Origin of the sequence: Paracoccus ravus, assembly GCF_004522175.1 — a bacterium.
Taxonomy (GTDB): Bacteria; Pseudomonadota; Alphaproteobacteria; order Rhodobacterales; family Rhodobacteraceae; genus Paracoccus; species Paracoccus ravus.
Genome location: NZ_SDEB01000013.1, coordinates 36,159 through 55,981 on the forward strand (window position 1 = coordinate 36,159; position 19,823 = coordinate 55,981).

A 19,823-nucleotide genomic window follows, 5' to 3' on the forward strand; every position below is an offset into this window, starting at 1 on the left:
TCGCGTCAGAGGTAATGCGCCGCATAGGCAAGATCATCGGGGGTGTTCAGGTTCATGAATGGGTCGATCGGCCGGCTTTCGAACACCGCGCGGCCAGGCTGATAGGCAGCGGCGAACTGGCCGATGCGGTGCAGCCCGGATTCCAGCGCGGCCCTCAGATCATCATGCAGGCCGACCGGCCAGAGGGCGCAGGTCGGGTGATCGCGCAAAACGCCCTCGCGGTCGGGGCTTGCGGCAAGGGCCAGACCGGATCGCCCCTTGGCATCGTTCAGGCGATGCACCAGATCCATGGGCAGAAAGGGGGTATCGACGCTGACGCTGACCACATGATCGAAACCCTGCGCGGCGGCCCATTCCATCCCAGCCAAGACCCCGGCCAAGGGCCCGGCGAAACCGACGAACCCATCCGCGATCACCGGCAGGTCGTAATCCTCGAACTGGTCGGGTTCGCCATTTGCATTGAGCGCGAGCGGTCCGCATTGCGGGCGGATCCGCGCGATGACCCGCGCGAGCAATGTCTCGCCGGCGAGGAAGCGCAGCCCCTTGTTGCCACCGCCCATGCGGGTCGAAAGGCCGCCGGCAAGGATCACGGCAGGCGGCAGGGTCATTTCAGGCCCGCTTCGATGGCACGGGCCAGTGCAAAGATCCGCTGCTCAAGAAGGACCGGCGTCTCGCAGACATAGGTCAGCGCCTGCTGACGGTCCTGAAAGATGCGCATGTCCCAGTCCATCTGTTTCTCTTGCTCGTCAATGGCATCGAAATCCGGCGGCTCTGCCTTTTCCAGTTCGGCCATTCGGGCGCGATGATCCTCGATCCGCTTCGCAAGGTCCACCTGCTTGTGCCCATAGCGCGCGATCCCCGCGATCAATGCTGTGCGATGCGGCTCGATCCGATCGAACAAGGCCAGCAACAGGGCCGTCAATTCGCGATTCTCCGCGCCACGGGCAAAAGCCTCGATCTCGGCACTGGCCTGTTCCATCGGAAGGCGGCGCTGCTCGAGCCGGTCGGCCAGCCCGGCGATTTCGGGCGTGGTCGCCAAAGCCCGCGTCTCTTCATCCGGCGCGGGCCCCGACCACATCTGTCCGATCGAGAGATGCGGCTGCTTGCGCTGGACGCAGGGCCAGTCCGGATCGGTCCCTGTTTCGGCCTGGGCTGCACCCGCTGCCGCCAACGCGACACTGAGCAATAGATATTTCATTATCCCCCCTTTCGGCGTGCCCAAAGCCCCTTGGCCGGGTCATACATGAAGACCGCGGCGCCAAAGAACAGGATCAGACACCCCGTCACCACCAAGAAGGACAGCAGATCGAATTGGCCGTAAAGCGCGAATCGGATCAACTCAACCGCATGGGTGAAGGGGTTGATCGCGCAAATATCGTGCAACAGCGTCGAACTTTCGCGCATCCGCCAGAGCGGATAAAGCGCGGTCGAGGCAAAGAACATCGGGAAGATGACGAAATTCATCACGCCCGCGAAATTCTCGAGATGCCGGATCGCCGAGGACAGGAAAAGTCCCATCGCCCCCAGCATCATGCCCGACAGGACCAATGCCGGCAGCACGGTAAGATAGCCGATCGGCGGGGGCTCGACCTCCCAGAACCAAGCGATCGCGAGGAATGTGTAAACCTGGATGATCGAGACGATCACCCCTGCGACCAGCTTCGAGCCCAGCAGGAACCAGCGCGGAAACGGGCTGACCAGCAGGGTCCGCATCGCCCCGGTCTCGCGGTCATAGACCATGGAAAGCGAGCTTTGCATCCCGTTGAACAGCTGGATCATCGCGCAGAGGCCCGGCGTCACATAGACCTCGTAGAGCACATAGGTCTGATAGGGCGGCGTGATCGACAGGCCCAGCACGGCGCGAAACCCGGCGGCAAAGATGAAAAGCCAGACCAGCGGCCTGACCAGCGCGGCAAGGAAACGCCCGCGCTGGTTCACGAAGCGCAAAGTCTCGCGCCGGGCGATGCCCAGGAACGCGGTCAGCCACATGCGGGGGGTCAGTTCACGGCTCATGTCTCTTCGCCCGTAAGACGCAGGAATGTCTGCGTCAGATCGGCACCTGCGGCGATCTCGCCAGCACTCCCCGCCGCCAGGACCCGACCCTTGTGCAGAATGACCAACCCGTCCTCGGGGCGGATCTCGTCCATGATATGCGTGGCCCAGAGGGCCGAGACGCCATCGCGGGTCAGCGCGCGGGTCAGTTCGACCACCTCGGCGCGCGATTTCACGTCCAGCCCCACGGTCGCCTCGTCGAGCAGCAGGATCTCGGGGCGGTGGATCAGGGCGCGGGCGATCTCGGCGCGGCGCTGCTGCCCGCCCGAAAGCGCCGAGACCCTGGCATCAAGCCGGTCGGCAAGCCCGACCTGCGTCATGACCTCGACGGCCCGGATGCGCGCCTGCGCCCGCCCGATCCCGTGCAGCGCGGCATGATAGGAGAGGTTCTGCGCGACGGTCAGGTCGGCATCCAGCGCGCGGGACTGAAACACCACGCCAAGTCGCGCCAGAGCCGCACCCGGCGCAAGGCGCAGATCATGGCCCGCGACCTCGATGCGGCCCGAACTGTTGTTGTAAAGCCGGGTGATCAGCGAAAAGAGCGTGGTCTTGCCCGCGCCGTTCACGCCCAGCAGCGCGGTGAAGCCGCCGCGCGGCACGCTCAGCGAGACGTCCTTCAGCGCCTCGACGCGGCCGAATTTGTGGCTGACATTCTGGATCGAAAGGGCGGCTGTGCTCATGCGGGACGAGTGCGGCGAACCGCACCCCCTTTTTCGGCTACTGGATATTGAACACGGCCTGAAGGCTGTCGCCCTGCGAGCCGGGGACGGAAAGCGTATAGCGCCCCGGCACGACAGCGACGAAGCTGACGGTCGCAGTCCCCGCATCGTCGAATTCCAGCGAATGGACGCCCATTGGCCGGATCTCGATGTCATTCACGACGATCTCATTGATCCAGACCGCACGGAAGAAATCGCCACCGGACAGCGCAAGCTCCTGGCTACCATCGGCATTGATGTCGATACGATAATAGCCGCCGGATTTCAGCTTGTATTCCGCGCTCGCCACCGGCTTGCCCGAAGCCAGCGTCAATGGCGCAAGCTGGACGCGGTTGTCGCGGGCGAGCACCCCCGAGAAGCCGTAATCGAACTTGGCCCCGGCCTCATGCACCCCCTCGGCGTCGGCTTCGGCTTCGCCTTCCTCTTCTTCACCCTCTTCCTCGGCCTCGGCGGAATCGGCATTGGCGGCGGCATCCGCAGGTTTCGCGGGCGGCGTGTCCTGAGCATGGGCCGGCGCGGCAAGCCCGGCCATGAGCAGCAGCAAGGTCAGAAATTTCGTCATCGGTTCCTCCTCCGTTTTTTTGATTGGTTCAGTTGGGCGCGACCACCACGCCCCAGGGCTGCTGCCCCACGGGGATGGATTTCACGACCTTGTTTTCCGCCACCTCGATCACCGAGACGTCGTTCGAATTGCCATTCGTGGTGAAGAGGTATTTCTCGTCGGGGGTGAAGCCCATCTGCCAGACGCGCTGGCCGACCAGCAGGTAATCCTCGACCTCGTCGGTTTCACCGTTGATCACCGCGACGCGGTTCGCGGGGCCAAGCGCCACGAAGACCTTTTTGCCATCCTTGGTCACGCGCACACCAACGGGCTGGATGGCCTCGGGCAGCACGCCGGGGATGTCGAAGGTGATCTTCTTGTCGATCGCCTGAGTTTCCGGGTTGATGACGCTGACGCTGCCGCCGATTTCCGAACTGACGTAAAGCTTGGTTCCGGCGTCATTATATTGGGCAAAGCGCGGGCGCGAGTCGACCAGCACATTGGCAAAGATCTCATAGGTCTCGCTGTTGATGAAATGCGCCATATTGGTGGTTTCAGAGGTGTTGATGACCACCTTGCCATCGGGGCTGATCCCCATCCCCTCGGGCTCGACACCCACCGGAATCTCGGCCAGCATCTTGTGCGTCTTGGTATCCACCACGGTGACGAGATTGTCGTCCTCATTGGCGATATAGAGCGGATTACCCGACGGATGCAGCACGAACAATTCCGGGTCCGGTCCCGAAGGCAGCGTGTGGGTTTCCTCCATCGTCTCGGGATTGAAGACCCGCACGAGGTCATCATCCGAGGCGCAGACGTAAAGCTCCTTTCCGTCGGGGCTGATGGTGATGCCCCGTGGACGCGCGCCAACCGGGTAATGCCCGATCACTTCGAGCGTCGCGCTGTCCAGAACGGTCACGTCATTGCCTTTTTCATTGCTGACAAAAACACGGTTCGCCAGCGCGGGCGTGCCCAGCCCAAGGCAGATTGCCGAGGTCAGGATGGCAGTCGAAATGGATTTCATCTTTGGCCTCAGAATTTGCATTCGGTTTCGGGTCGGTCGATGCCCAGCGTATCGAGCGCCGAGCTTTGATGCAGATACTGATCCTGCGGGCTGACCGAGGCGGTCACAGACCCCGTGGTCAGCAGCACCGGCTGGCGCAGTTGGTGGTCCCAGTCGCGCATGGTCAGCTTTTGCCCCTTGAATCCGGCGACCTCAAACTTGTCGGAGAGCATGAATTCCTTGAGCGCACCGGTTTCAGTGCTGTTGGTACGCGTCGCCGCTTCACCGATCATGCGCAGCGCAAGCCAGGTCTGGTAGTCCTCGTCCCACATGGGCCGGGTGGCGAGCTTTTCAAAGCGGTTCTGGAACTGCGTCGCACCCCATGCCTCGAGCGCCGGGTGCCACGAACGCGGGACAAGGCCCGCCGATCCGACGACAGGACGGGCATCCCATGTCTGGTAGGGCAGCCACGGGGCAAATATCCCGGCCTCGTCCGCAGCCACCACGACGTGATGTTCTGCAGCGCGCTGGGTAAAGACCGGCATCTGCTGCTGGACCTGCACATGGCCGCTATCGCTGCGCCTGCCGCCCCCAGTATCCTCGTAGCTGCGTTCCTCGACGATCTTCGCCCCGAATTTGGTGGCCGCACGACGATAGGCATCGGCAAGTGCGATGTCCTCGGGATGGCTGCCCGAGATCAGGAACCACTCGTTCCACTTTTTCCACATCAGGAATTGCGCGAGGCCATCGGCCAGCATCGCATGGCTCGGCGCGGTGTGGATCGTGTTGAACCGGCAATCCGCGCCCCGCAGGCGGTCGCCACGCGCCCGCGCATTCAGGATCAGCGCGCGGTCCCCCGCCCGATCGGACAGGGCAAGCGTCTGTTCCTCATCCGCGAGCGTGACGACAAAGCCGACGCCATCGGCCAGAAGCTTGTCGAGTTCCGCCGCCGCCGTTTCGGGGGTCGCGGCAATCTCGAGCGCCTCGAAATCCTGACCCATGAAACGACCGGTCGTGTCATTATCCTCGATCGCCAGTCGCGCGCCGGCAAAGCCCAGATCCGCCGGCGGTGTGTCGAGGCGCGAAATCGGCGGCAGCGACGGCTTGTCGACACGCAGCACCGCGGCCCGCACCATCTCCATGGGCTTTTGCGTCGCAGTTTGTGGCAAGACCGGCGTCGCAGCGCACAACCCAGCCAAAAGTATGATGATTCTGCCCTTCATCCCCGTCCTCCCCCAGGCATCATGGCGGGCAAAACGCCGCGCGCCAACCCGGCAAACCCCCCGGTCCGGGTCGGGGAAAATCACCCGATACGTTTGTCGTAGTGGACGCAGATTGCACGGCGCGGGCATGGTCAAAAGCAGCGGGCCCAGCCCGCCCAGACCGAGGAGACTGCAGCATGAAGCGAATTCTGGCCATGACATTTGGCGCAACCCTAGCCTTTGCAGGGGCGACGCATGCCCATGGTCCGGTGCGACTGAAGCTTGAACTGGACCAGAAGCTGAATGCCTCGCCCGACGAGGTTTGGGCCGCGATCGGCAAGTTCGAGGATATGGGCTGGCATCCCGCCGTCGCCTCGACCGAGATCACCGGCGACGGCTCGGTCGATCAGCCCGAAAAATCCTCGCGGGTTCTGCATCTGAAGGCGGATGCCGGCGATCCGACGATCTCGGAGGTGCTGTCCAAGATCCAGCCCGACAAGCGCTGCTATTCCTATCGCATCGAGGCTGTCGACGTGGCGGTCCTGCCCGTGACGAATTACGCCTCGACGATCTGCGTCAAGGACGATGGCGGAAAGGCCAATGTCGCATGGCGGGCGGGGTTCTATCGCGGTTTCCCCAATAACGAGCCGCCGCCCGATCAAAATGACGAGGCCGCGATCAAGGCCGTGACCGCAATCTATCAGGCGGGGCTCGACGCCCTGGCCGAAAGGTTCGGCAAGGCGGAATGAGACTGGCGCTGCCCGCGCTGCTCTGGCTCTGCTGCGGGATGGCGGATGGCGCCGATCTTGCTTTCGTCACCTCGCAGAATGCCGATGCGGTTTCGGTCGTCGATCTGTCCACGGGGCAAATCCTGGCCGAGACCCGGGTTCCGGGCGCGCCGGCACCTGTCGCCTATGACCCCAGAACTGGGCACGCCTATGTCATCGCGGCAGAGACCGGGCGGCTGAGCGTGCTGGATGCCGCCGGCTTCGTCTTGCGCGAAGTGGATCTGCCAGAGGGCAGTTTTGGCGTCGCGCCCGCAAAGGATGGCGGGCTTTTCCTGACCGAGTGGTACCAGGCCCGGCTGGTCCGCCTTGATCCCGAGTTGAAGGAAGTGTGGTCCGTGGCCACGGGGAAGGCCCCTGCCGGCGTCGCGACGGACGGGTCGCTGGTCGCGACGGCGGATCGCGACGCCGATCAGGTCTCGATCTTCGATGCGGCCACGGGGGCGCTGCGGGCCAGGGTCGCGGTCGGCAGCCACCCTTATGCGCTGGCGTTTCACGACGGGCGCCTGTGGTCGGTCGATGTTCAAAGCGACAGCGTCACGGTGATCGATCCTCTTGCGGGTAAGCGGATCGCGCAGGTCCGAACCGGCAGCCACCCCTATGGGATCGCATTTGCCCGTGGCCGGGGTTTTGTCACGGATCAATATGCCGGAACGGTCACCGTCTTTGACAGCCAGAGCCTCGCGCACGTCGCGACGCTGGAAACCGGAAGCTATCCCGAGGGAATCGCAGCTTTGCCCGATGGCACTGGCGTCGTGGTGGCGCATTGGGAGTCGAACAGCCTGGTCTGGATCGACGCGGATAGCCTGAGCGTGACCCGCGAAATCGAAATGCCCGACGGGCCGCGCGCCTTTGGCAGCTTTACGGGTCGGCAGCCCTAGCCGGTTCCAAGACACCCCCAGCCTGCTTCCATCCATCCGAGCCTTCGGGGAACCAGATCACCCCTGTATAGCCCATGCCGACGGCCCGCTTGGCGGCATTCCAGCTCATCCAGCAATCGGTCTTGCAGAATATGACCACCGGACGCGCCTTGTCTTTGTTTGTCGCGGCGAGAAGGCCGCCTTCCAGCCGCGCCTGTTCGGCCGGGGCAAGCCGGTCATATCCGGTATCATAGAGCCAGACCGCGCCGGGAATGCTGCGATGGGGCGGGCTGTTCCAGATCGTGCCCTCGGGCAGGTCGCTCGGGCGCTTCTGGCGCGGCATCACGTCCAGAAAGGGCACGCCGCCCTCATGCAGCGCCTTTGCCTCATCCACGCCGATCACCCGCGCACCTTTCAGCGTCGCAGGTACTTCGGCGCGGTAAGGCGCGCCACGATAGCCCTGCGGCTCGGGCGGCTGGGCCTGGGCCGTCCCCGCAAAAAGCAAGACGAGGACGGCGATCAGCCTCACGGTTTCAGCCCCTTGCCGTAATCGTCTAGGATCGGCACGCCCGCATCACGCAGGATCGCGTCGATCTCGGACTGGTTGCGCCGGATCAGGCTGTTCAATTCGCGCTTCCAGCTATCCTCTCCCAGCCGGACGCCCATGGTGATGCGGTAAAACATCTTGGGTCCGGTGGTTTCCTTGAGAAGCGGCGTGAATTGCAGTTCCGGATCCTGTTTGACCAGAGGCCCGGCCAAGGGACCCCACAAGACAGCCGCCGCCAGTTCGCCGGACTTCACCTGTGCCAGCATCTCGCCGACGGGATCCTCGACACGACGATCGACGAACAGATCCCATCCGCGCATGGTCTTGGCCAGCCCCGCCCGCGCCATGTTTGTGGCCGGAGGCGTGCCCGCGACGACGCCGATCGGCTTGTCCTTGAGCGCGGGATCTTCGAGCATCTCGACCTTGGCCAGTGGGCTGTCCTTGCGGGTCACGATGCCATAGGCCGAAGTATAGTAATGGTTCGTGTTCAGGACCATCTCGTCGCCCTGGGCATAGCCGATCACCAGATCGCACAGCCCGGCCCGAAGAGTCTTCCGGATAAATCCGCTGCCCTGCGGGAACCAAGTATAGGTCACCGGCAAGCCCATCTTTTCACCCAGAAAGGTCGCGAGCTTGTTTTCAAAGCCCGAACCGTCCTGCACGGACATCGGCGAGGCCGCCGGATCTGCGCAGATCCGGAGTTCGGTCTGCGAGCGCAGATCCGCGACCTGCGCAGAAGCGGGAATGTCCCCGATGGAAGCCATCAGGGCGGATGCCAGGAAAAGCTTTCTCATCATCCTTCCATGCAGGCGTTTTCCTGCGCCGCGAACTCGTCAGATTTGGCCTCTTTCTTGGCCGGACGCCCGCGCGGCAGGTCACCGACACCCCGGGCCAGCAGATAGACATAGATATCGTCGATATAGCACCAGACGTTCTTGTTCGTGCCAAAGGCGGGCATCACGAGGTTCGCAGCCTTGCTGACCTCTTGCTTGCCCGAGGCCACGATCTCCTGAAACTGGTAGTAATCCAGCGTCTTGACCGAATCCTTCAGCGCCGGGGCATAGGTCGACCCCTCGCCATCGGGGCCATGACAGACATGGCATTCCGCCGAATAGCGACGATATCCCGAAAAGGTCGAATAATCCGTCGTGCCATCCTCGGCGATCTTGAAGGTCGGGATGCCTTCCTCGGTGTACCAGCGCCCGTTTTCCATGGTCGCCGGGGTGATGTCCTGCCCGTTCGGCAAAACCATCTTGCCTCCCTCGGCGGCCGGTGCGGCCTGGGCCGTGGCGGCATTCGCAACGGCGACTTTGTCCTGCGCAACGGCCGGCTGGGCCATGGCGGTCACCGCATATGCGGCGCTGATCGCCACGAGTCTGGCGGTCGTTTTCTTGATCATGAATCTTCCTCCCTCCTCCGTCCAAAAGGACGAGGCCGCCCCAAGGTTATCCTTGGGACGGCCCATTTCGAGTCACAGTTTGGTATTCGGCACCAAAGTATGAGGTCAGCCGGGCAGTTCGAAAACCGTAAGCTGGCCACCCAGTTCGGTATATTGCGACAGCGCGGCATAACCGCCGACCGCGCCCAGACCTTCATTGGGATTGGTCAGACCGGCCGCAAGACCGATGCCGGCCCAGCCGCCGACGCCCGACAGGATGCCGACATATTGCTTGCCGCCATGCTCGTAGGTCATGACGTTGCCGATGATGCCCGAGGGAGTCTTGAATTTGTAAAGCTCCTTGCCGGTTTCCGCATCGACGGCCTTCAGATAGCCTTCCAGCGTGCCGTAGAAGACGATGTCACCAGCCGTGGCCAAGGCGCCCGACCAGACCGAGAACTGCTCGGGCAGCGACCACTTGATCTCGCCCTTGGTATTGTCCCAGGCGATGAAGTTGCCCATGCCGCCATGGCTGTTCGGCGCGGGATACATCGAGAGGGTCGCGCCGACATAGGGCTGTCCGGCAGTATAGGCCACGCGGAACGGCTCGTAATCCATGCAGACATGGTTCGTCGGGACGTAGAACAGGTTGGTCTTGGGCGAAAAGGCCGCCGGCTGCTGGTCTTTGGAGCCGAGTGCCGCCGGGCAGATGCCGGTCGAGTTCACGTCCTCGCCATTCTGTTCGGTCGAGTATTCGGCCACAACCGCCGGGCGGCCGTAGTTTTCCGAGTTCGGGTCCATATCGACGCCGGTGGTCCAGTTTACCGCCGGGTCGTATTTCTCGGCCACAAGTAGCTCGCCGGTTTCGCGATCCAGCGTATAGCCCAGACCGTTGCGGTCGAAATGGGTCAGCAGCTTGCGTTCGGTTCCGTCTCGGGTCTGGTTCGTCAGGATCATTTCGTTGATCCCGTCGAAGTCCCATTCGTCATGCGGGGTCATCTGGTAGAACCACTTGGCCATGCCGGTATCGGCATCGCGGGCCATGATGGTCATCGACCATTTGTTGTCGCCCGGACGCTGCGCCGGGTTCCAGGTCGAGGGGTTTCCGGTGCCGTAATAGACCAGGTTCAGCTCGGGGTCATAGGAATACCAGCCCCAGGTCGTGCCGCCACCGATCTTCCACTGGTCGCCTTCCCAGCTTTGCAGCGAGCTGTCCGCACCGATAGGCTTGCCCAGATGCATGGTCTTTTCGGGATCGACCAGCATTTCGGCGTCAGGACCGGTCGAATAGGCCTTCCAGACCTCCGACCCGTCGGCAAGGCTATAGGCGGTCACACGGCCGCGCACGCCATATTCACCGCCCGAAACCCCGACGATGACCTTGTCCTTGACGGGCAGAACGGTCGCCGTATTGGTTTCGCCGATCGCCGGGTCGCCGGTCTTGACCGACCACTTGACCTCGCCGGTCTTGCTGTCCAGCGCCACCAGGGTGGTATCGGCCTGATGCAGCAGGATCGTTCCATCCGCATAGGCAAGACCGCGATAGACCGTGTCACAGCACATCACGGCGATCACGTTCGGATCCTGTTGCGGCTCGTAGCGCCAGAGGATCTTGCCGTTGTCATTCAGGTCCAGCGCAAAGACGTTGTTCGGGAAAGGGGTGTGTACATACATCACATCCCCGATGACCAGCGGCGAGCCCTCATGCCCGCGCAGAACGCCGGTCGAGAAGGTCCAGGCCACCCGAAGGTCCTTGACGTTATCCTTGTTGATCTTGTCGAGCGTCGAATACCGGGTATTGGCATAGTCACCGGTCTGGATCGCCCATTGCTGGGGCTTGGCGATTTCGGCCAGCACGCTTTCATTGGCCAGCGCAGACGAGCCGGTCAGCAACAACGCCAAGGTGGCGCCTTTCAGCAGTCGTTTCATGATTTCCCTCCGCTTGCTGGCCATCGCGACTCCTCCTCGCGCTTGACCATCCCGCTCAACTGTTTCTACCGGCTTGCCTCTGCGTCAACGAAGGGGGCGGGTCCGTAACACCAAAGTCTTAGGATAATTTGGTAAAAATTTGCGGGAACTCCTCCCTGCCCGCCGGACGGGCGGAATTCCCTGGTTCCGGTCCTAGGCCAGACGCTCGGCATGCCAGCGGATATGATCGGCCATGAAGGTCTGAACAAAGAAATAGCTGTGGTCGTAACCCTGCTGCATGCGGAACTCGCCCGGCTGGCGGCGTTCGGCCATGGCATGGGACAGCGCCTCGGGCTTGAGCAGATCCAGGAACTGGTCGCTTGCGCCCTGGTCGATCAAGACCTCGCGGGGAAAGCCCCTGTCCCGCATCAGAAGGGTGGAATCGTGACGTGCCCAGGCCGTCTTGTCCTCACCCAGATAGGCCGAGAACTGCTTGCGGCCCCAATCCGATTCAGACGGATGGGCGATCGGGGCAAAGGCCGAGACCGTTTTGTAGGTCTCGGGGAGGGTCATCGCGATGGTCAACGCGCCATGCCCGCCCATGGAATGGCCAGTAATCCCCTGCGCCTCGCGATCGAGCGGGAAATTCGTGAAGACCAGTTCGGGCAGTTCATGGGTGATATAATGCCACATCCTGAAATGCGGCGCCCAAGGGGCCTCGGTCGCATCGACATAGAAACCCGCGCCCTGCCCCAGATCATAGGCCTCGTCATTGGCGACGCCCTCGCCGCGCGGCGATGTGTCGGGAAAGATCAGCGCAATGCCATACTCGGCAGCCCATTCCTGCGCCCCGGCCTTGGTCATGGCGTTCTCATGGGTGCAGGTCAGGCCCGAGAGATACCAAAGCACCGGTACCTTGCCATATTGCGCCGCTGGCGGAAGATAGACCGCGAAGGTCATATCGGTTCCGGTGGCTTGCGATTTGTGGCGATAGACGCCCTGTGTGCCGCCAAAACTGCGGTTCTCGGAGACGGTCTCGAATGTCATCTGGTGTTCCTTCCGGCAGAGCGATTGCTGCGGCCAATCGAAATCAAGCGCCGCCTCAGGGCAACCGGAAATCCGGGCTTCTGCACCAAATGGGCGGTATCTGTTGCGTGACCCCGAAGCCACGCCTGACGGGAATGGGCGCGCCGGGAAAACCGGAAAGGGAATCCGTGATAGGATCGCACCCGTATCGGCGAAAGGATCATTCATGACCGGAAGACGCAGATCATTCTTGCCCAAGCCCCACGTTCTTGCTCTGACGGCCCTGCTGGGACTTGCCAGCCCGGTGGCGGCGCTCGATTTCTCGATATTCGTCGATCCCGAGGACAATTACATCGATGCCTCGGCCTTTCTCGCACGGGGCGGGTTCATCCCGGTTCCGGTCATCATCACGGAGCCCGCCGTGGATGGCGGCTTTGGCATCATCGGGCAATTCGTCAGGACACCCGAGCATCCCGGAGACCAGCCGCCGCGCACGATGATCGGCATCGCGCGCACCGGCAATGGCTCGACCGCGGGCGGCATCTTGCGCGGCGGCAATATGCGCGAAGGACAGGTCCGCTACAAATACGGTTTCGGCGCCGCCGATATGACGGTCCCCATCTTTCCCTTCGGGCTGGAGCAATCCATCGATTACAACAACAAGAACCTCGCGGCCTTTGCCAATGCGCGGATGCGGCTGGGGGAATCGGATTTCTGGGCCGGGCCGCGGTTTGTCTATCGCAAGACCGACCTATCCTTTGGCGAAGATGCCGAACTGGGTCCTGTCGCCTCGCGGGTGCGCGACGAGATCAATTCGCTCTTCGACTCGAAGCAGTATATCGCGCTCGGCGTTTCGCTGCATTACGACACCCGCAACAACCCGCTCTCGCCCACTGACGGGATCAACGGCGTGCTGCGCTGGGATGTCTATGACGATGCCTTTGGCAGCGATGCCGATTTCAAGCTCGGGCAAGCCGTCTTGGCCAGTTTCACCGAATTCGGTGACGATTGGAGCATTGGCCTGATGAGCAAATATAAATGGGCGACGGGTGATAACCCGTTCTTCACCTCACCGTCAGTCGATCTGCGGGGTCTGCAGTCGGGCCGATATTCGGGCGATTCAGCCTATAGCACCGAATTTGAGCTACGAAAGCAGTTCAGCACGCGATGGGGCGGCGTGCTCTTTGGCGGCTATGGCGAAAGCTTCGTGGACGATTCCCGCCTCTACGATGCCGAGGGCGATATCTGGACCTATGGCGCGGGCGTGCGCTACCGGATCGCGCGCAAGATGGGGCTGGATATGGGCCTCGATCTGGCGAAGGGCCCCGAGGAGCACATCTTCTACATCCAGTTCGGCCATGCCTGGGGCCGCGAGATGGACTGACCGCCGTTACGCGGTCAGATCCTGATACATCACCAGTGCATCGACATAGCCCTGCGACGGGTGCAGGAATGCGCCCGGCAGGCGGCCGACGATCTGGAAGCCCGCCTTTTCCCACGAATGGACGGCATCGGCATTGGTCGAGACGACGAAATTGAACTGCATCGCCCGGAAACCCTGATCCCGCGCCCAATCCTTGGCATGGGCCACCATCGCTTTGGCAATGCCCTTGCCCCGCGCATCGGGATGGGTCGCGAAGCTGGCATTGGCGACGTGACTTGCCGGGCCAGGGCGATTGCGCCCGACATGGCTTGCGCCCAAGACCCGCCCGTCAACCTCGGCCACAAAAGCCGAGAACGGTGCCGCAAACCAATCCGCCAGCGCCTCATCGCGGGTGATGTCGGTCGGGATGCAATAGGTCTCACCCGCCCGGTATACCGGCTCGAGGATCGTCCAAATTGCATCGTGATCGTCACAAGTCGCGGGGCGGATCACCACCCCGCGCGGGCCTTCGCTCATTGCAGCTCATCCACCGAGCGGATGACCTTGCCGAGCAGACCGTAATCCAGGGCCTCTTGCGTGTTCAGCCAGAAGTCGCGCTGGGTGTCCTTTTCGATGCGCTCGATCGGTTGGCCGGTCGCATCCGCAAAGATCTGGTTCAGACGGTCGCGCATCAGACGCACCTGTTCGGCCTGGATCATCATGTCCGAGGACGTGCCGCCGATCCCGCCCGAGGGCTGATGGATCAGGAAGCGCGTGTTCGGCAGGCAGAAGCGGTTTTCCTTCTTCGCCGCGACGAAGATCAGCGCGCCAGCCGATGCCACCCAGCCCGAGCCGATGGTGCGCACGGTCGGACGGATGAACTTGATCACGTCATGGATCATGTCGCCCGATTCCACGTGACCGCCCGGCGACGAGATCAGCATGTTGATCGGCTTGTCGCTATCCTCGGCCAGAGCCAGAAGATGGGCGACGGTGCGCTGTGCCAGCTTGTCATTGATCGGGCCGGCGACGATCACCGTGCGCGATTTGAAATAGAGCTTGCCGATCTTGTCACCTTCGGGAAGGCCAAGACCTTCGTCCTTTTCGCCTTTTTGCGGCTGATCGTCATCGTCGTCATCGTCGTCGTCGTCGTTGAGCCATTGGTGACGCATCGGCCTGCTCCTTTATTCCTCATGGCGACGGCGGGACCAGCGGCCCCGCCGTCCTTTTAACTAAGCAGCCCTTACCGATCAGTAAAGGACGACCGAGCGGATCGACTCGCCCGAATGCATCAGGTCGAAGCCCTTGTTGATGTCATCAAGCGGCATGGTGTGGGTGATCATCGGGTCGATCTCGATCTTGCCGTCCATGTACCAATCGACGATCTTCGGCACATCGGTGCGACCGCGCGCGCCACCGAATGCCGTGCCCTTCCAGACCCGGCCGGTGACAAGCTGGAACGGACGGGTGCTGATTTCAGCCCCCGCAGCCGCCACGCCGATGATGATCGACTGTCCCCAGCCACGATGGGTGCATTCCAGCGCGTCGCGCATGACCTTGGTATTGCCGGTCGCATCGAAGGAGTAATCCGCGCCGCCGATCTGGTCGAAGGGCGTCTTCGTCATGCTGACGATTTCCTGAACGACGTTCTCGACATTCTTGGGGTTGATGAAATGGGTCATGCCGAAATGCTCGGCCATGCCCTTCTTGTCATCATTCAGATCGACGCCGATGATCATGTCGGCCCCGGCCAGACGCAGGCCTTGGATCACGTTCAGGCCGATGCCGCCGAGACCGAAGACCACGGCCTTGGCGCCGATCTCGACCTTGGCGGTGTTGATCACCGCGCCGATACCAGTGGTGACGCCGCAGCCGATATAGCAGATCTTGTCGAAGGGCGCGTCTTCACGGACCTTGGCGACCGCGATTTCCGGCAGAACGGTATAGTTCGAGAAGGTCGAGCAGCCCATGTAATGGTGGATCGGCGTGCCGTCGAGCATGCTGAAACGACTGGTCCCGTCCGGCATCAGCCCCTGCCCTTGCGTGCCGCGAATCGCGGTGCAGAGGTTGGTCTTGCCCGAGAGACAGGACGCGCATTGGCGGCATTCCGGGGTGTAAAGCGGGATGACGTGATCGCCCACTTTGACCGAGGTCACGCCCGGCCCGACCTCGACCACGACACCCGCGCCCTCATGGCCCAGAATCGCCGGGAAGATGCCTTCGGGGTCCGCACCCGAGCGGGTGAATTCGTCGGTGTGGCAGATGCCGGTGGCCTTGATCTCGACCATCACCTCGCCGGCCTTCGGGCCCTCGAGATTGACTTCCATGACCTCCAGCGGCTTGCCAGCCTCAAGTGCTACGGCTGCGCGTGTTCTCATCATGATTCTCCTTAAGTCTTGGCCGTTTGGCCTGCTGAAAGTCTCGTCGCAGCGCCCTCATGGCATCGGGGGCCGGATTGACCGACCCCCTGCATGCCAGAGAGACAAAGGACGTCAAGCCGGCAGTGCGCCAGATTTCTTGGCGATATGCGTCGCAATCGCATCCATCAGGGGGGGCGAGAGCGCATCATAGGGCTCGAGCCCCAGTTCCTTCAGCCGGGCGCGGATGCCGGCCATGCGGCTGGGATCGACGCCCGATTCGATGATCGAACTGACAAAGGCCGCGAATTCCGGGGCGGCCCAGCCATCCTGATCCGAAAGCTCGGTATGGACGAAATCGAGGCCGTAGAACGGATGCTCCTTGTTTTCGATCCGGCCATACATGTGGACGCCGCACTCCTTGCAGCGAAAGCGCTGGATCGGCGCGTCCGGATTGACGACTTGCAGTTTCTCGGCGCCGCTCAACACCTCGACCGCATCGCGCCCGACAACGGCAATTTGCGAGAAGACAGCCCCTTCGGGCTTCCAGCATTTGGTGCAGCCGCAAACATGGTTATGGGCGGTCTGGGATTTGATCGAGACGCGCACTGGGTTGCTGGCGCATTTGCAGTGAATCTCGCCGCCGCCGAAATCGGCCTTGGCCGGTTTGATGCCGTTATCAACGGCGGGGTGAATCGTGACCCCTGAAGAATCGCTCATGGTCCTCCCTCCCTAGACCCTGGGCCATGACCGGCCTCAGTGAGCGAAGTTTGCGCCGCGATCAGCCACAGGCAAGTGGGCAAAAGGTTGTAATCCTTGCCTCACACCTCGGGGCGGGTGACAAGCCAGATGGCGACTGCACTGCAGATCAGGGCCTGTCCGGCGATCAGCCGCGGGTCCAGACCCAGCCAAAGCGACCAGCCGACGCCGCCTGCCATGGCAAGGGTTGCCCAGATCTTCGCGGGGCGGCCAATGACGCCTCGCTTGCGCCATGCCCGGATCGGCGGACCAAAGGTCGGGTGGCGCGAGATTCGCGCACCGAGTCGCGGCGAGGATTTCGCAAAGGCCCAGACCGCCACGACGAGAAACGGCGCGGTCGGCATCACCGGAAGGATGATTCCCAAAAGGCCAAGCGTGAGAGAGAGCCAACCCAGAGCAAGCCACAGATAATGCATGTTACTCGGCCAACTCCCGCAAGATGCCATTCAGAACCGGGCGACCGGCGGCGGTCGCGGCCAGCCTGCCCCCGTTTCGTTCAACAAGGCCGAGGCCCATCAGATCCGCAAGCCGATCCTGCGGCAGTTTCGCACCATGGGCGAGGTAGCGATCCACCTCCATGCCCTCGGTCAAGCGCAGCGACATCAGCAGATATTCAACCGCCCGGTCAGAAATCGTCAGCAGATCGCGCAAACTGTCGCCATTGCCGAGGGTCTCGACGGCCTGCAGCCACTCGCCGGGCGCGCGATGCGCCTCGGTCGCCCAGCGGCCATTGGGAAGGGTCAAGCGGCCATGCGCGCCGGGGCCGATGGCGGCCCAGTCGCCCTGACGCCAATAGATCAGATTATGCAGGCTCTCCGCACCCGGACGGGCATGGTTCGAGATCTCGTAGGTCGGCATGCCTGCCGCCGCGCAGATCTCTTGCGTGTCCTGATACATATCGGCGGAAAGATCGTCGTCGGGCAGGCCCTTGAGGCCGCCCTTGGCGTGGCGCGCGCCAAAGGCCGTGCCGGGCTCGATGGTCAGTTGATAGGCCGAGAGGTGATCGACCGCCATATTGAGCGCCTCGGTCAGCTCGCGCCGCCAATGGGCGCGGTCCTGATCCTGCCGGGCATAGATCAGGTCGAAGCTGACACGCGTGAAACATTCGCGCGCAATGTCAAAGGCGGCGCGGCCCTCGGCCACGGAATGCATCCGGCCGAGGCGGCGCAGGTCGTCGTCGTTCAGCGCCTGCATCCCCATCGAGACGCGGTTCACCCCGCCATCGGCATAGGCGCGGAAGCGGCCCATCTCGATGCTGGTCGGATTGGCCTCGAGGGTGATCTCGATGTCATTGGCAAAGGGCCACTCTGCGCGGGCGGCCTCGATCACCCCGACGACGGTTTCCGGGGCCATCAGGCTGGGCGTGCCGCCGCCAAAGAAGATGCTGTTAAGCACCCTGCCCGGCAATTCACGGCCGAGACGCTCAAGCTCGCGGCGATAGGCGGCAAGCCAGCGCGACTGGTCGATGCTGCTGGCGACATGGCTGTTGAAGTCGCAATAGGGGCATTTCGCGGCGCAGAAGGGCCAATGCACGTAAAGCGCGAATCCCCCTGCCCGCCAGTCATCGGCAAGCGGGTCGGTCAATGTGGCGGATGTTATGGTCATTCCCTGAACGCGGTCACTTCGATCTCGACCTTCATTTCGGGTCTGATGAGGCCGGCTACAACCATCGTGGCGGCAGGTAACGCATCCTTCATCGCTTCTCCGAGAACCGGCGCAATTTCTTCTACCAGCGCGGGATCGATGACGGTGTATTGCACGCGGACGATGTCGGCCGGATTGAAGCCAGCCTTATCCAGTGTCGCGAAGATCGTGGCGAAGGCGTTGCGGGCCTGATCTGCAGCGCCTTCTGGCATCTCCATCGCCGCATAATCGTAACCCGTGGTGCCCGAAACAAAGCACCACGGGCCTTTGACGACGGCCCGGCTATAGCCGAGTGCCGTTTCAAAAGGCGATCCCGTCGAGATCCTACGCAAACAGCGCCTCGAGCTTGCGGAAGGCATCGGCGCGGTGGCTGATGCGGTTCTTTTCCTCGGGGGTCATCTCGGCAAAAGTCACGTCATGCCCCTCGGGGACGAAGATCGGGTCATAGCCATGGCCCTGCACGCCGCGCGGCGGCCAAGTGAGGCGGCCCGGAGCGATGCCCTCGAAGACCTCCTCATGCCCATCCGGCCACATCAGCATCAGCGTGGCGCGGAACTGGGCCAAGCGCGGCTCGGGGGCGTTACGGGCTTCAAGCTCGTTCCACGTGCGAGACATGGCCTGCATGAAATCGCGGCCATTGGGCGTCTCGGCCCAGTCGGCAGTATAGACGCCGGGCGCGCCATCCAGACCATCGACGGTAATGCCGCTGTCATCCGAGAGGACCGGCAGGCCGGTCGCCAGCATCGCGGCGCGGGCCTTGATGCGGGCGTTTCCGACGAAGCTGTCCTCGGTCTCGTCGGGCTCGGGCAGGCCCATCTCACCCGCGGAGGTGACCTCGATCCCATGCGGGGCCATCATCGCGCGAATTTCGTCGAGCTTGCCCGCATTATGGGTCGCGACGAGCAGCTTCCTTTCGGTCAGCTTCCTCATGAAATGGCCTCTTTCTGCGCCGCGACCAGTTGCGCGATACCGGCCTCGGCAAGGTCCAGCAATTCATTCATCTGCGGACGCGAGAAGGTCGCGCCCTCGGCGGACATCTGGATCTCGATCAGGCGTCCCGTCCCGGTCAGGATGAAATTGCCGTCAGTTCCGGCTTCGCTGTCCTCGGGGTAATCCAGATCCAGCACCGCCTGTCCGGCATAGATCCCGCAAGACACGGCCGCGACATGGTCCATGATCGGATCGGTAGCAATGATGCCCGCCTTCAAAAGCTTGTTCACGGCCAGACGCAAAGCCACCCAGCCCCCGGTGATCGAGGCGCAGCGCGTGCCGCCATCGGCCTGGATGACGTCGCAATCAATGACGATCTGACGCTCGCCAAGCGCGCGACGATCCACGCCCGCCCTGAGCGCGCGACCGATCAGGCGCTGGATTTCTTGCGTCCGGCCCGATTGCTTGCCGGCAGCGGCCTCGCGGCGGTTGCGCGAATTGGTGGCGCGCGGAAGCATCCCGTATTCGGCGGTCACCCAACCCTGTCCCGAACCCTTGAGAAACGGCGGGGCCTTTTCCTCAATCGTTGCCGAGCAAAGCACCTTGGTGTCGCCGCAGGAAATGAGGCACGAGCCCTCGGCGTGGCGCATGATCCCCGTTTCGATTGAAATCGGACGCATATCGCTTAAATTCCGGCCAGAGGGTCGCATCAGTCATTCCTTTCGGGGGTTTTGCTGTTCAAATACAGG

At 62.7% G+C, this 19,823-nt stretch carries 24 protein-coding genes; 3 read left to right on the forward strand and 21 right to left on the reverse strand.

Annotated features, from left to right (window positions below; translation table 11 throughout):
- Positions 1-5: 5 nt before the first annotated feature.
- The 7 genes from mobA to ESZ60_RS11965 are packed head-to-tail and all read right to left on the reverse strand — an operon-like array spanning position 6 to position 5,538.
- A complete protein-coding gene (gene mobA / locus ESZ60_RS11935) occupies positions 6-608 on the reverse strand; it encodes a molybdenum cofactor guanylyltransferase MobA (protein ID WP_134680851.1) in 603 nt (200 codons plus the stop codon).
- Positions 605-1,198 (reverse strand): hypothetical protein, encoded by a 594-nt coding sequence (locus ESZ60_RS11940; RefSeq protein WP_134680853.1) that lies wholly within the window; start codon positions 1,196-1,198, stop codon positions 605-607. Before ESZ60_RS11940 ends, mobA begins: the two co-directional genes overlap by 4 nt.
- On the reverse strand, positions 1,198-2,013 hold the full coding sequence (locus tag ESZ60_RS11945; protein ID WP_134680855.1) for an ABC transporter permease: 816 nt from the start codon (positions 2,011-2,013) through the stop codon (positions 1,198-1,200). The genes ESZ60_RS11940 and ESZ60_RS11945 overlap by 1 nt, the downstream gene beginning before the upstream one ends.
- The gene (locus tag ESZ60_RS11950; protein WP_134680857.1) at positions 2,010-2,732 is read right to left on the reverse strand and encodes an ABC transporter ATP-binding protein; all 723 of its coding nucleotides are present in this window, start codon (positions 2,730-2,732) and stop codon (positions 2,010-2,012) included. The genes ESZ60_RS11945 and ESZ60_RS11950 overlap by 4 nt, the downstream gene beginning before the upstream one ends.
- Before the next feature lie 37 nt (positions 2,733-2,769).
- A complete protein-coding gene (locus tag ESZ60_RS11955; protein WP_134680859.1) occupies positions 2,770-3,333 on the reverse strand; it encodes a cupredoxin domain-containing protein in 564 nt (187 codons plus the stop codon).
- Between the two features lie 28 nt (positions 3,334-3,361).
- Positions 3,362-4,336 (reverse strand): YVTN family beta-propeller repeat protein, encoded by a 975-nt coding sequence (locus ESZ60_RS11960; protein ID WP_134680861.1) that lies wholly within the window; start codon positions 4,334-4,336, stop codon positions 3,362-3,364.
- A gap of 8 nt (positions 4,337-4,344) precedes the next feature.
- Positions 4,345-5,538 carry an ABC transporter substrate-binding protein gene (locus ESZ60_RS11965; RefSeq protein ID WP_134680863.1) on the reverse strand — a complete coding sequence of 398 codons (1,194 nt, stop codon included), beginning with the start codon at positions 5,536-5,538 and terminating at the stop codon, positions 4,345-4,347.
- A gap of 176 nt (positions 5,539-5,714) precedes the next feature.
- On the opposite strand from ESZ60_RS11965, the gene ESZ60_RS11970 reads away from it, so the two are divergent.
- Together ESZ60_RS11970 and ESZ60_RS11975 are read left to right on the forward strand one after the other, a co-directional pair.
- A complete protein-coding gene (locus tag ESZ60_RS11970; RefSeq protein WP_134680865.1) occupies positions 5,715-6,266 on the forward strand; it encodes an SRPBCC family protein in 552 nt (183 codons plus the stop codon).
- On the forward strand, positions 6,263-7,183 hold the full coding sequence (locus tag ESZ60_RS11975) for a Vgb family protein (RefSeq protein ID WP_134680867.1): 921 nt from the start codon (positions 6,263-6,265) through the stop codon (positions 7,181-7,183). Before ESZ60_RS11970 ends, ESZ60_RS11975 begins: the two co-directional genes overlap by 4 nt.
- On the opposite strand, the gene ESZ60_RS11980 is transcribed toward ESZ60_RS11975, so the two are convergent.
- From ESZ60_RS11980 to fghA, 5 genes are all read right to left on the reverse strand, one after another.
- Positions 7,164-7,691, reverse strand: coding sequence for a PQQ-dependent catabolism-associated CXXCW motif protein (locus tag ESZ60_RS11980; RefSeq protein ID WP_134680869.1), 528 nt, complete (start codon positions 7,689-7,691; stop codon positions 7,164-7,166). The two genes, ESZ60_RS11975 and ESZ60_RS11980, sit on opposite strands and share 20 nt — an antisense overlap.
- Positions 7,688-8,506, reverse strand: a complete 819-nt coding sequence (locus tag ESZ60_RS11985) for a substrate-binding domain-containing protein (protein ID WP_134680871.1) — start codon at positions 8,504-8,506, stop codon at positions 7,688-7,690. Before ESZ60_RS11985 ends, ESZ60_RS11980 begins: the two co-directional genes overlap by 4 nt.
- On the reverse strand, positions 8,503-9,108 hold the full coding sequence (locus ESZ60_RS11990; protein ID WP_134680873.1) for a c-type cytochrome, methanol metabolism-related: 606 nt from the start codon (positions 9,106-9,108) through the stop codon (positions 8,503-8,505). The genes ESZ60_RS11985 and ESZ60_RS11990 overlap by 4 nt, the downstream gene beginning before the upstream one ends.
- A gap of 105 nt (positions 9,109-9,213) precedes the next feature.
- Positions 9,214-11,016 carry a methanol/ethanol family PQQ-dependent dehydrogenase gene (locus tag ESZ60_RS11995; RefSeq protein WP_134680875.1) on the reverse strand — a complete coding sequence of 601 codons (1,803 nt, stop codon included), beginning with the start codon at positions 11,014-11,016 and terminating at the stop codon, positions 9,214-9,216.
- Positions 11,017-11,208: 192 nt separating this feature from the next.
- Positions 11,209-12,042, reverse strand: a complete 834-nt coding sequence (gene fghA, locus ESZ60_RS12000; RefSeq protein ID WP_134680877.1) for an S-formylglutathione hydrolase — start codon at positions 12,040-12,042, stop codon at positions 11,209-11,211.
- 205 nt (positions 12,043-12,247) lie between these two features.
- On the opposite strand from fghA, the gene ESZ60_RS12005 reads away from it, so the two are divergent.
- Positions 12,248-13,405 (forward strand): BamA/TamA family outer membrane protein, encoded by a 1,158-nt coding sequence (locus ESZ60_RS12005; protein ID WP_134680879.1) that lies wholly within the window; start codon positions 12,248-12,250, stop codon positions 13,403-13,405.
- Positions 13,406-13,411: 6 nt separating this feature from the next.
- On the opposite strand, the gene ESZ60_RS12010 is transcribed toward ESZ60_RS12005, so the two are convergent.
- The 9 genes from ESZ60_RS12010 to rph all read right to left on the reverse strand — a co-directional run bounded on the left by ESZ60_RS12010 (position 13,412) and on the right by rph (position 19,784).
- Positions 13,412-13,921, reverse strand: a complete 510-nt coding sequence (locus ESZ60_RS12010; protein ID WP_134680881.1) for a GNAT family N-acetyltransferase — start codon at positions 13,919-13,921, stop codon at positions 13,412-13,414.
- Positions 13,918-14,556, reverse strand: coding sequence for an ATP-dependent Clp protease proteolytic subunit (locus tag ESZ60_RS12015; protein ID WP_134680882.1), 639 nt, complete (start codon positions 14,554-14,556; stop codon positions 13,918-13,920). The genes ESZ60_RS12010 and ESZ60_RS12015 overlap by 4 nt, the downstream gene beginning before the upstream one ends.
- A 78-nt stretch (positions 14,557-14,634) precedes the next feature.
- Entirely contained in the window at positions 14,635-15,762 is a 1,128-nt protein-coding gene (locus ESZ60_RS12020; protein ID WP_134681017.1) for an S-(hydroxymethyl)glutathione dehydrogenase/class III alcohol dehydrogenase, read from the reverse strand.
- 114 nt (positions 15,763-15,876) lie between these two features.
- The gene (gfa, locus tag ESZ60_RS12025; protein ID WP_134680884.1) at positions 15,877-16,461 is read right to left on the reverse strand and encodes an S-(hydroxymethyl)glutathione synthase; all 585 of its coding nucleotides are present in this window, start codon (positions 16,459-16,461) and stop codon (positions 15,877-15,879) included.
- A gap of 101 nt (positions 16,462-16,562) precedes the next feature.
- Complete coding sequence (locus ESZ60_RS12030) at positions 16,563-16,916, reverse strand: YbaN family protein (protein WP_134680886.1); 354 nt, start codon at positions 16,914-16,916, stop codon at positions 16,563-16,565.
- 1 nt (position 16,917) lies between these two features.
- Positions 16,918-18,105: a radical SAM family heme chaperone HemW gene (gene hemW / locus ESZ60_RS12035; RefSeq protein ID WP_134680888.1), complete on the reverse strand. Its 1,188-nt coding sequence runs from the start codon at positions 18,103-18,105 to the stop codon at positions 16,918-16,920.
- Positions 18,102-18,476, reverse strand: coding sequence for a RidA family protein (locus tag ESZ60_RS12040; protein WP_134680890.1), 375 nt, complete (start codon positions 18,474-18,476; stop codon positions 18,102-18,104). The genes hemW and ESZ60_RS12040 overlap by 4 nt, the downstream gene beginning before the upstream one ends.
- The gene (gene rdgB / locus ESZ60_RS12045; RefSeq protein ID WP_134680892.1) at positions 18,469-19,074 is read right to left on the reverse strand and encodes an RdgB/HAM1 family non-canonical purine NTP pyrophosphatase; all 606 of its coding nucleotides are present in this window, start codon (positions 19,072-19,074) and stop codon (positions 18,469-18,471) included. The genes ESZ60_RS12040 and rdgB overlap by 8 nt, the downstream gene beginning before the upstream one ends.
- A complete protein-coding gene (gene rph / locus ESZ60_RS12050) occupies positions 19,071-19,784 on the reverse strand; it encodes a ribonuclease PH (RefSeq protein WP_134680894.1) in 714 nt (237 codons plus the stop codon). Before rph ends, rdgB begins: the two co-directional genes overlap by 4 nt.
- Positions 19,785-19,823 lie beyond the last annotated feature (39 nt).

What these genes read in the sequence shown, in the direction of transcription:
- mobA (WP_134680851.1), bottom strand. Translation starts at nt 608, where the DNA reads ATGACCCTGCCGCCTGCCGTGATCCTTGCCGGCGGCCTTTCGACCCGC.
- ESZ60_RS11940 (WP_134680853.1), bottom strand. Translation starts at nt 1,198, where the DNA reads ATGAAATATCTATTGCTCAGTGTCGCGTTGGCGGCAGCGGGTGCAGCC.
- ESZ60_RS11945 (WP_134680855.1), bottom strand. Translation starts at nt 2,013, where the DNA reads ATGAGCCGTGAACTGACCCCCCGCATGTGGCTGACCGCGTTCCTGGGC.
- ESZ60_RS11950 (WP_134680857.1), bottom strand. Translation starts at nt 2,732, where the DNA reads ATGAGCACAGCCGCCCTTTCGATCCAGAATGTCAGCCACAAATTCGGC.
- ESZ60_RS11955 (WP_134680859.1), bottom strand. Translation starts at nt 3,333, where the DNA reads ATGACGAAATTTCTGACCTTGCTGCTGCTCATGGCCGGGCTTGCCGCG.
- ESZ60_RS11960 (WP_134680861.1), bottom strand. Translation starts at nt 4,336, where the DNA reads ATGAAATCCATTTCGACTGCCATCCTGACCTCGGCAATCTGCCTTGGG.
- ESZ60_RS11965 (WP_134680863.1), bottom strand. Translation starts at nt 5,538, where the DNA reads ATGAAGGGCAGAATCATCATACTTTTGGCTGGGTTGTGCGCTGCGACG.
- ESZ60_RS11970 (WP_134680865.1), top strand. Translation starts at nt 5,715, where the DNA reads ATGAAGCGAATTCTGGCCATGACATTTGGCGCAACCCTAGCCTTTGCA.
- ESZ60_RS11975 (WP_134680867.1), top strand. Translation starts at nt 6,263, where the DNA reads ATGAGACTGGCGCTGCCCGCGCTGCTCTGGCTCTGCTGCGGGATGGCG.
- ESZ60_RS11985 (WP_134680871.1), bottom strand. Translation starts at nt 8,506, where the DNA reads ATGATGAGAAAGCTTTTCCTGGCATCCGCCCTGATGGCTTCCATCGGG.
- ESZ60_RS11990 (WP_134680873.1), bottom strand. Translation starts at nt 9,108, where the DNA reads ATGATCAAGAAAACGACCGCCAGACTCGTGGCGATCAGCGCCGCATAT.
- ESZ60_RS11995 (WP_134680875.1), bottom strand. Translation starts at nt 11,016, where the DNA reads ATGAAACGACTGCTGAAAGGCGCCACCTTGGCGTTGTTGCTGACCGGC.
- fghA (WP_134680877.1), bottom strand. Translation starts at nt 12,042, where the DNA reads ATGACATTCGAGACCGTCTCCGAGAACCGCAGTTTTGGCGGCACACAG.
- ESZ60_RS12005 (WP_134680879.1), top strand. Translation starts at nt 12,248, where the DNA reads ATGACCGGAAGACGCAGATCATTCTTGCCCAAGCCCCACGTTCTTGCT.
- ESZ60_RS12010 (WP_134680881.1), bottom strand. Translation starts at nt 13,921, where the DNA reads ATGAGCGAAGGCCCGCGCGGGGTGGTGATCCGCCCCGCGACTTGTGAC.
- ESZ60_RS12015 (WP_134680882.1), bottom strand. Translation starts at nt 14,556, where the DNA reads ATGCGTCACCAATGGCTCAACGACGACGACGACGATGACGACGATGAC.
- ESZ60_RS12020 (WP_134681017.1), bottom strand. Translation starts at nt 15,762, where the DNA reads ATGAGAACACGCGCAGCCGTAGCACTTGAGGCTGGCAAGCCGCTGGAG.
- gfa (WP_134680884.1), bottom strand. Translation starts at nt 16,461, where the DNA reads ATGAGCGATTCTTCAGGGGTCACGATTCACCCCGCCGTTGATAACGGC.
- ESZ60_RS12030 (WP_134680886.1), bottom strand. Translation starts at nt 16,916, where the DNA reads ATGCATTATCTGTGGCTTGCTCTGGGTTGGCTCTCTCTCACGCTTGGC.
- hemW (WP_134680888.1), bottom strand. Translation starts at nt 18,105, where the DNA reads ATGACCATAACATCCGCCACATTGACCGACCCGCTTGCCGATGACTGG.
- rdgB (WP_134680892.1), bottom strand. Translation starts at nt 19,074, where the DNA reads ATGAGGAAGCTGACCGAAAGGAAGCTGCTCGTCGCGACCCATAATGCG.
- rph (WP_134680894.1), bottom strand. Translation starts at nt 19,784, where the DNA reads ATGCGACCCTCTGGCCGGAATTTAAGCGATATGCGTCCGATTTCAATC.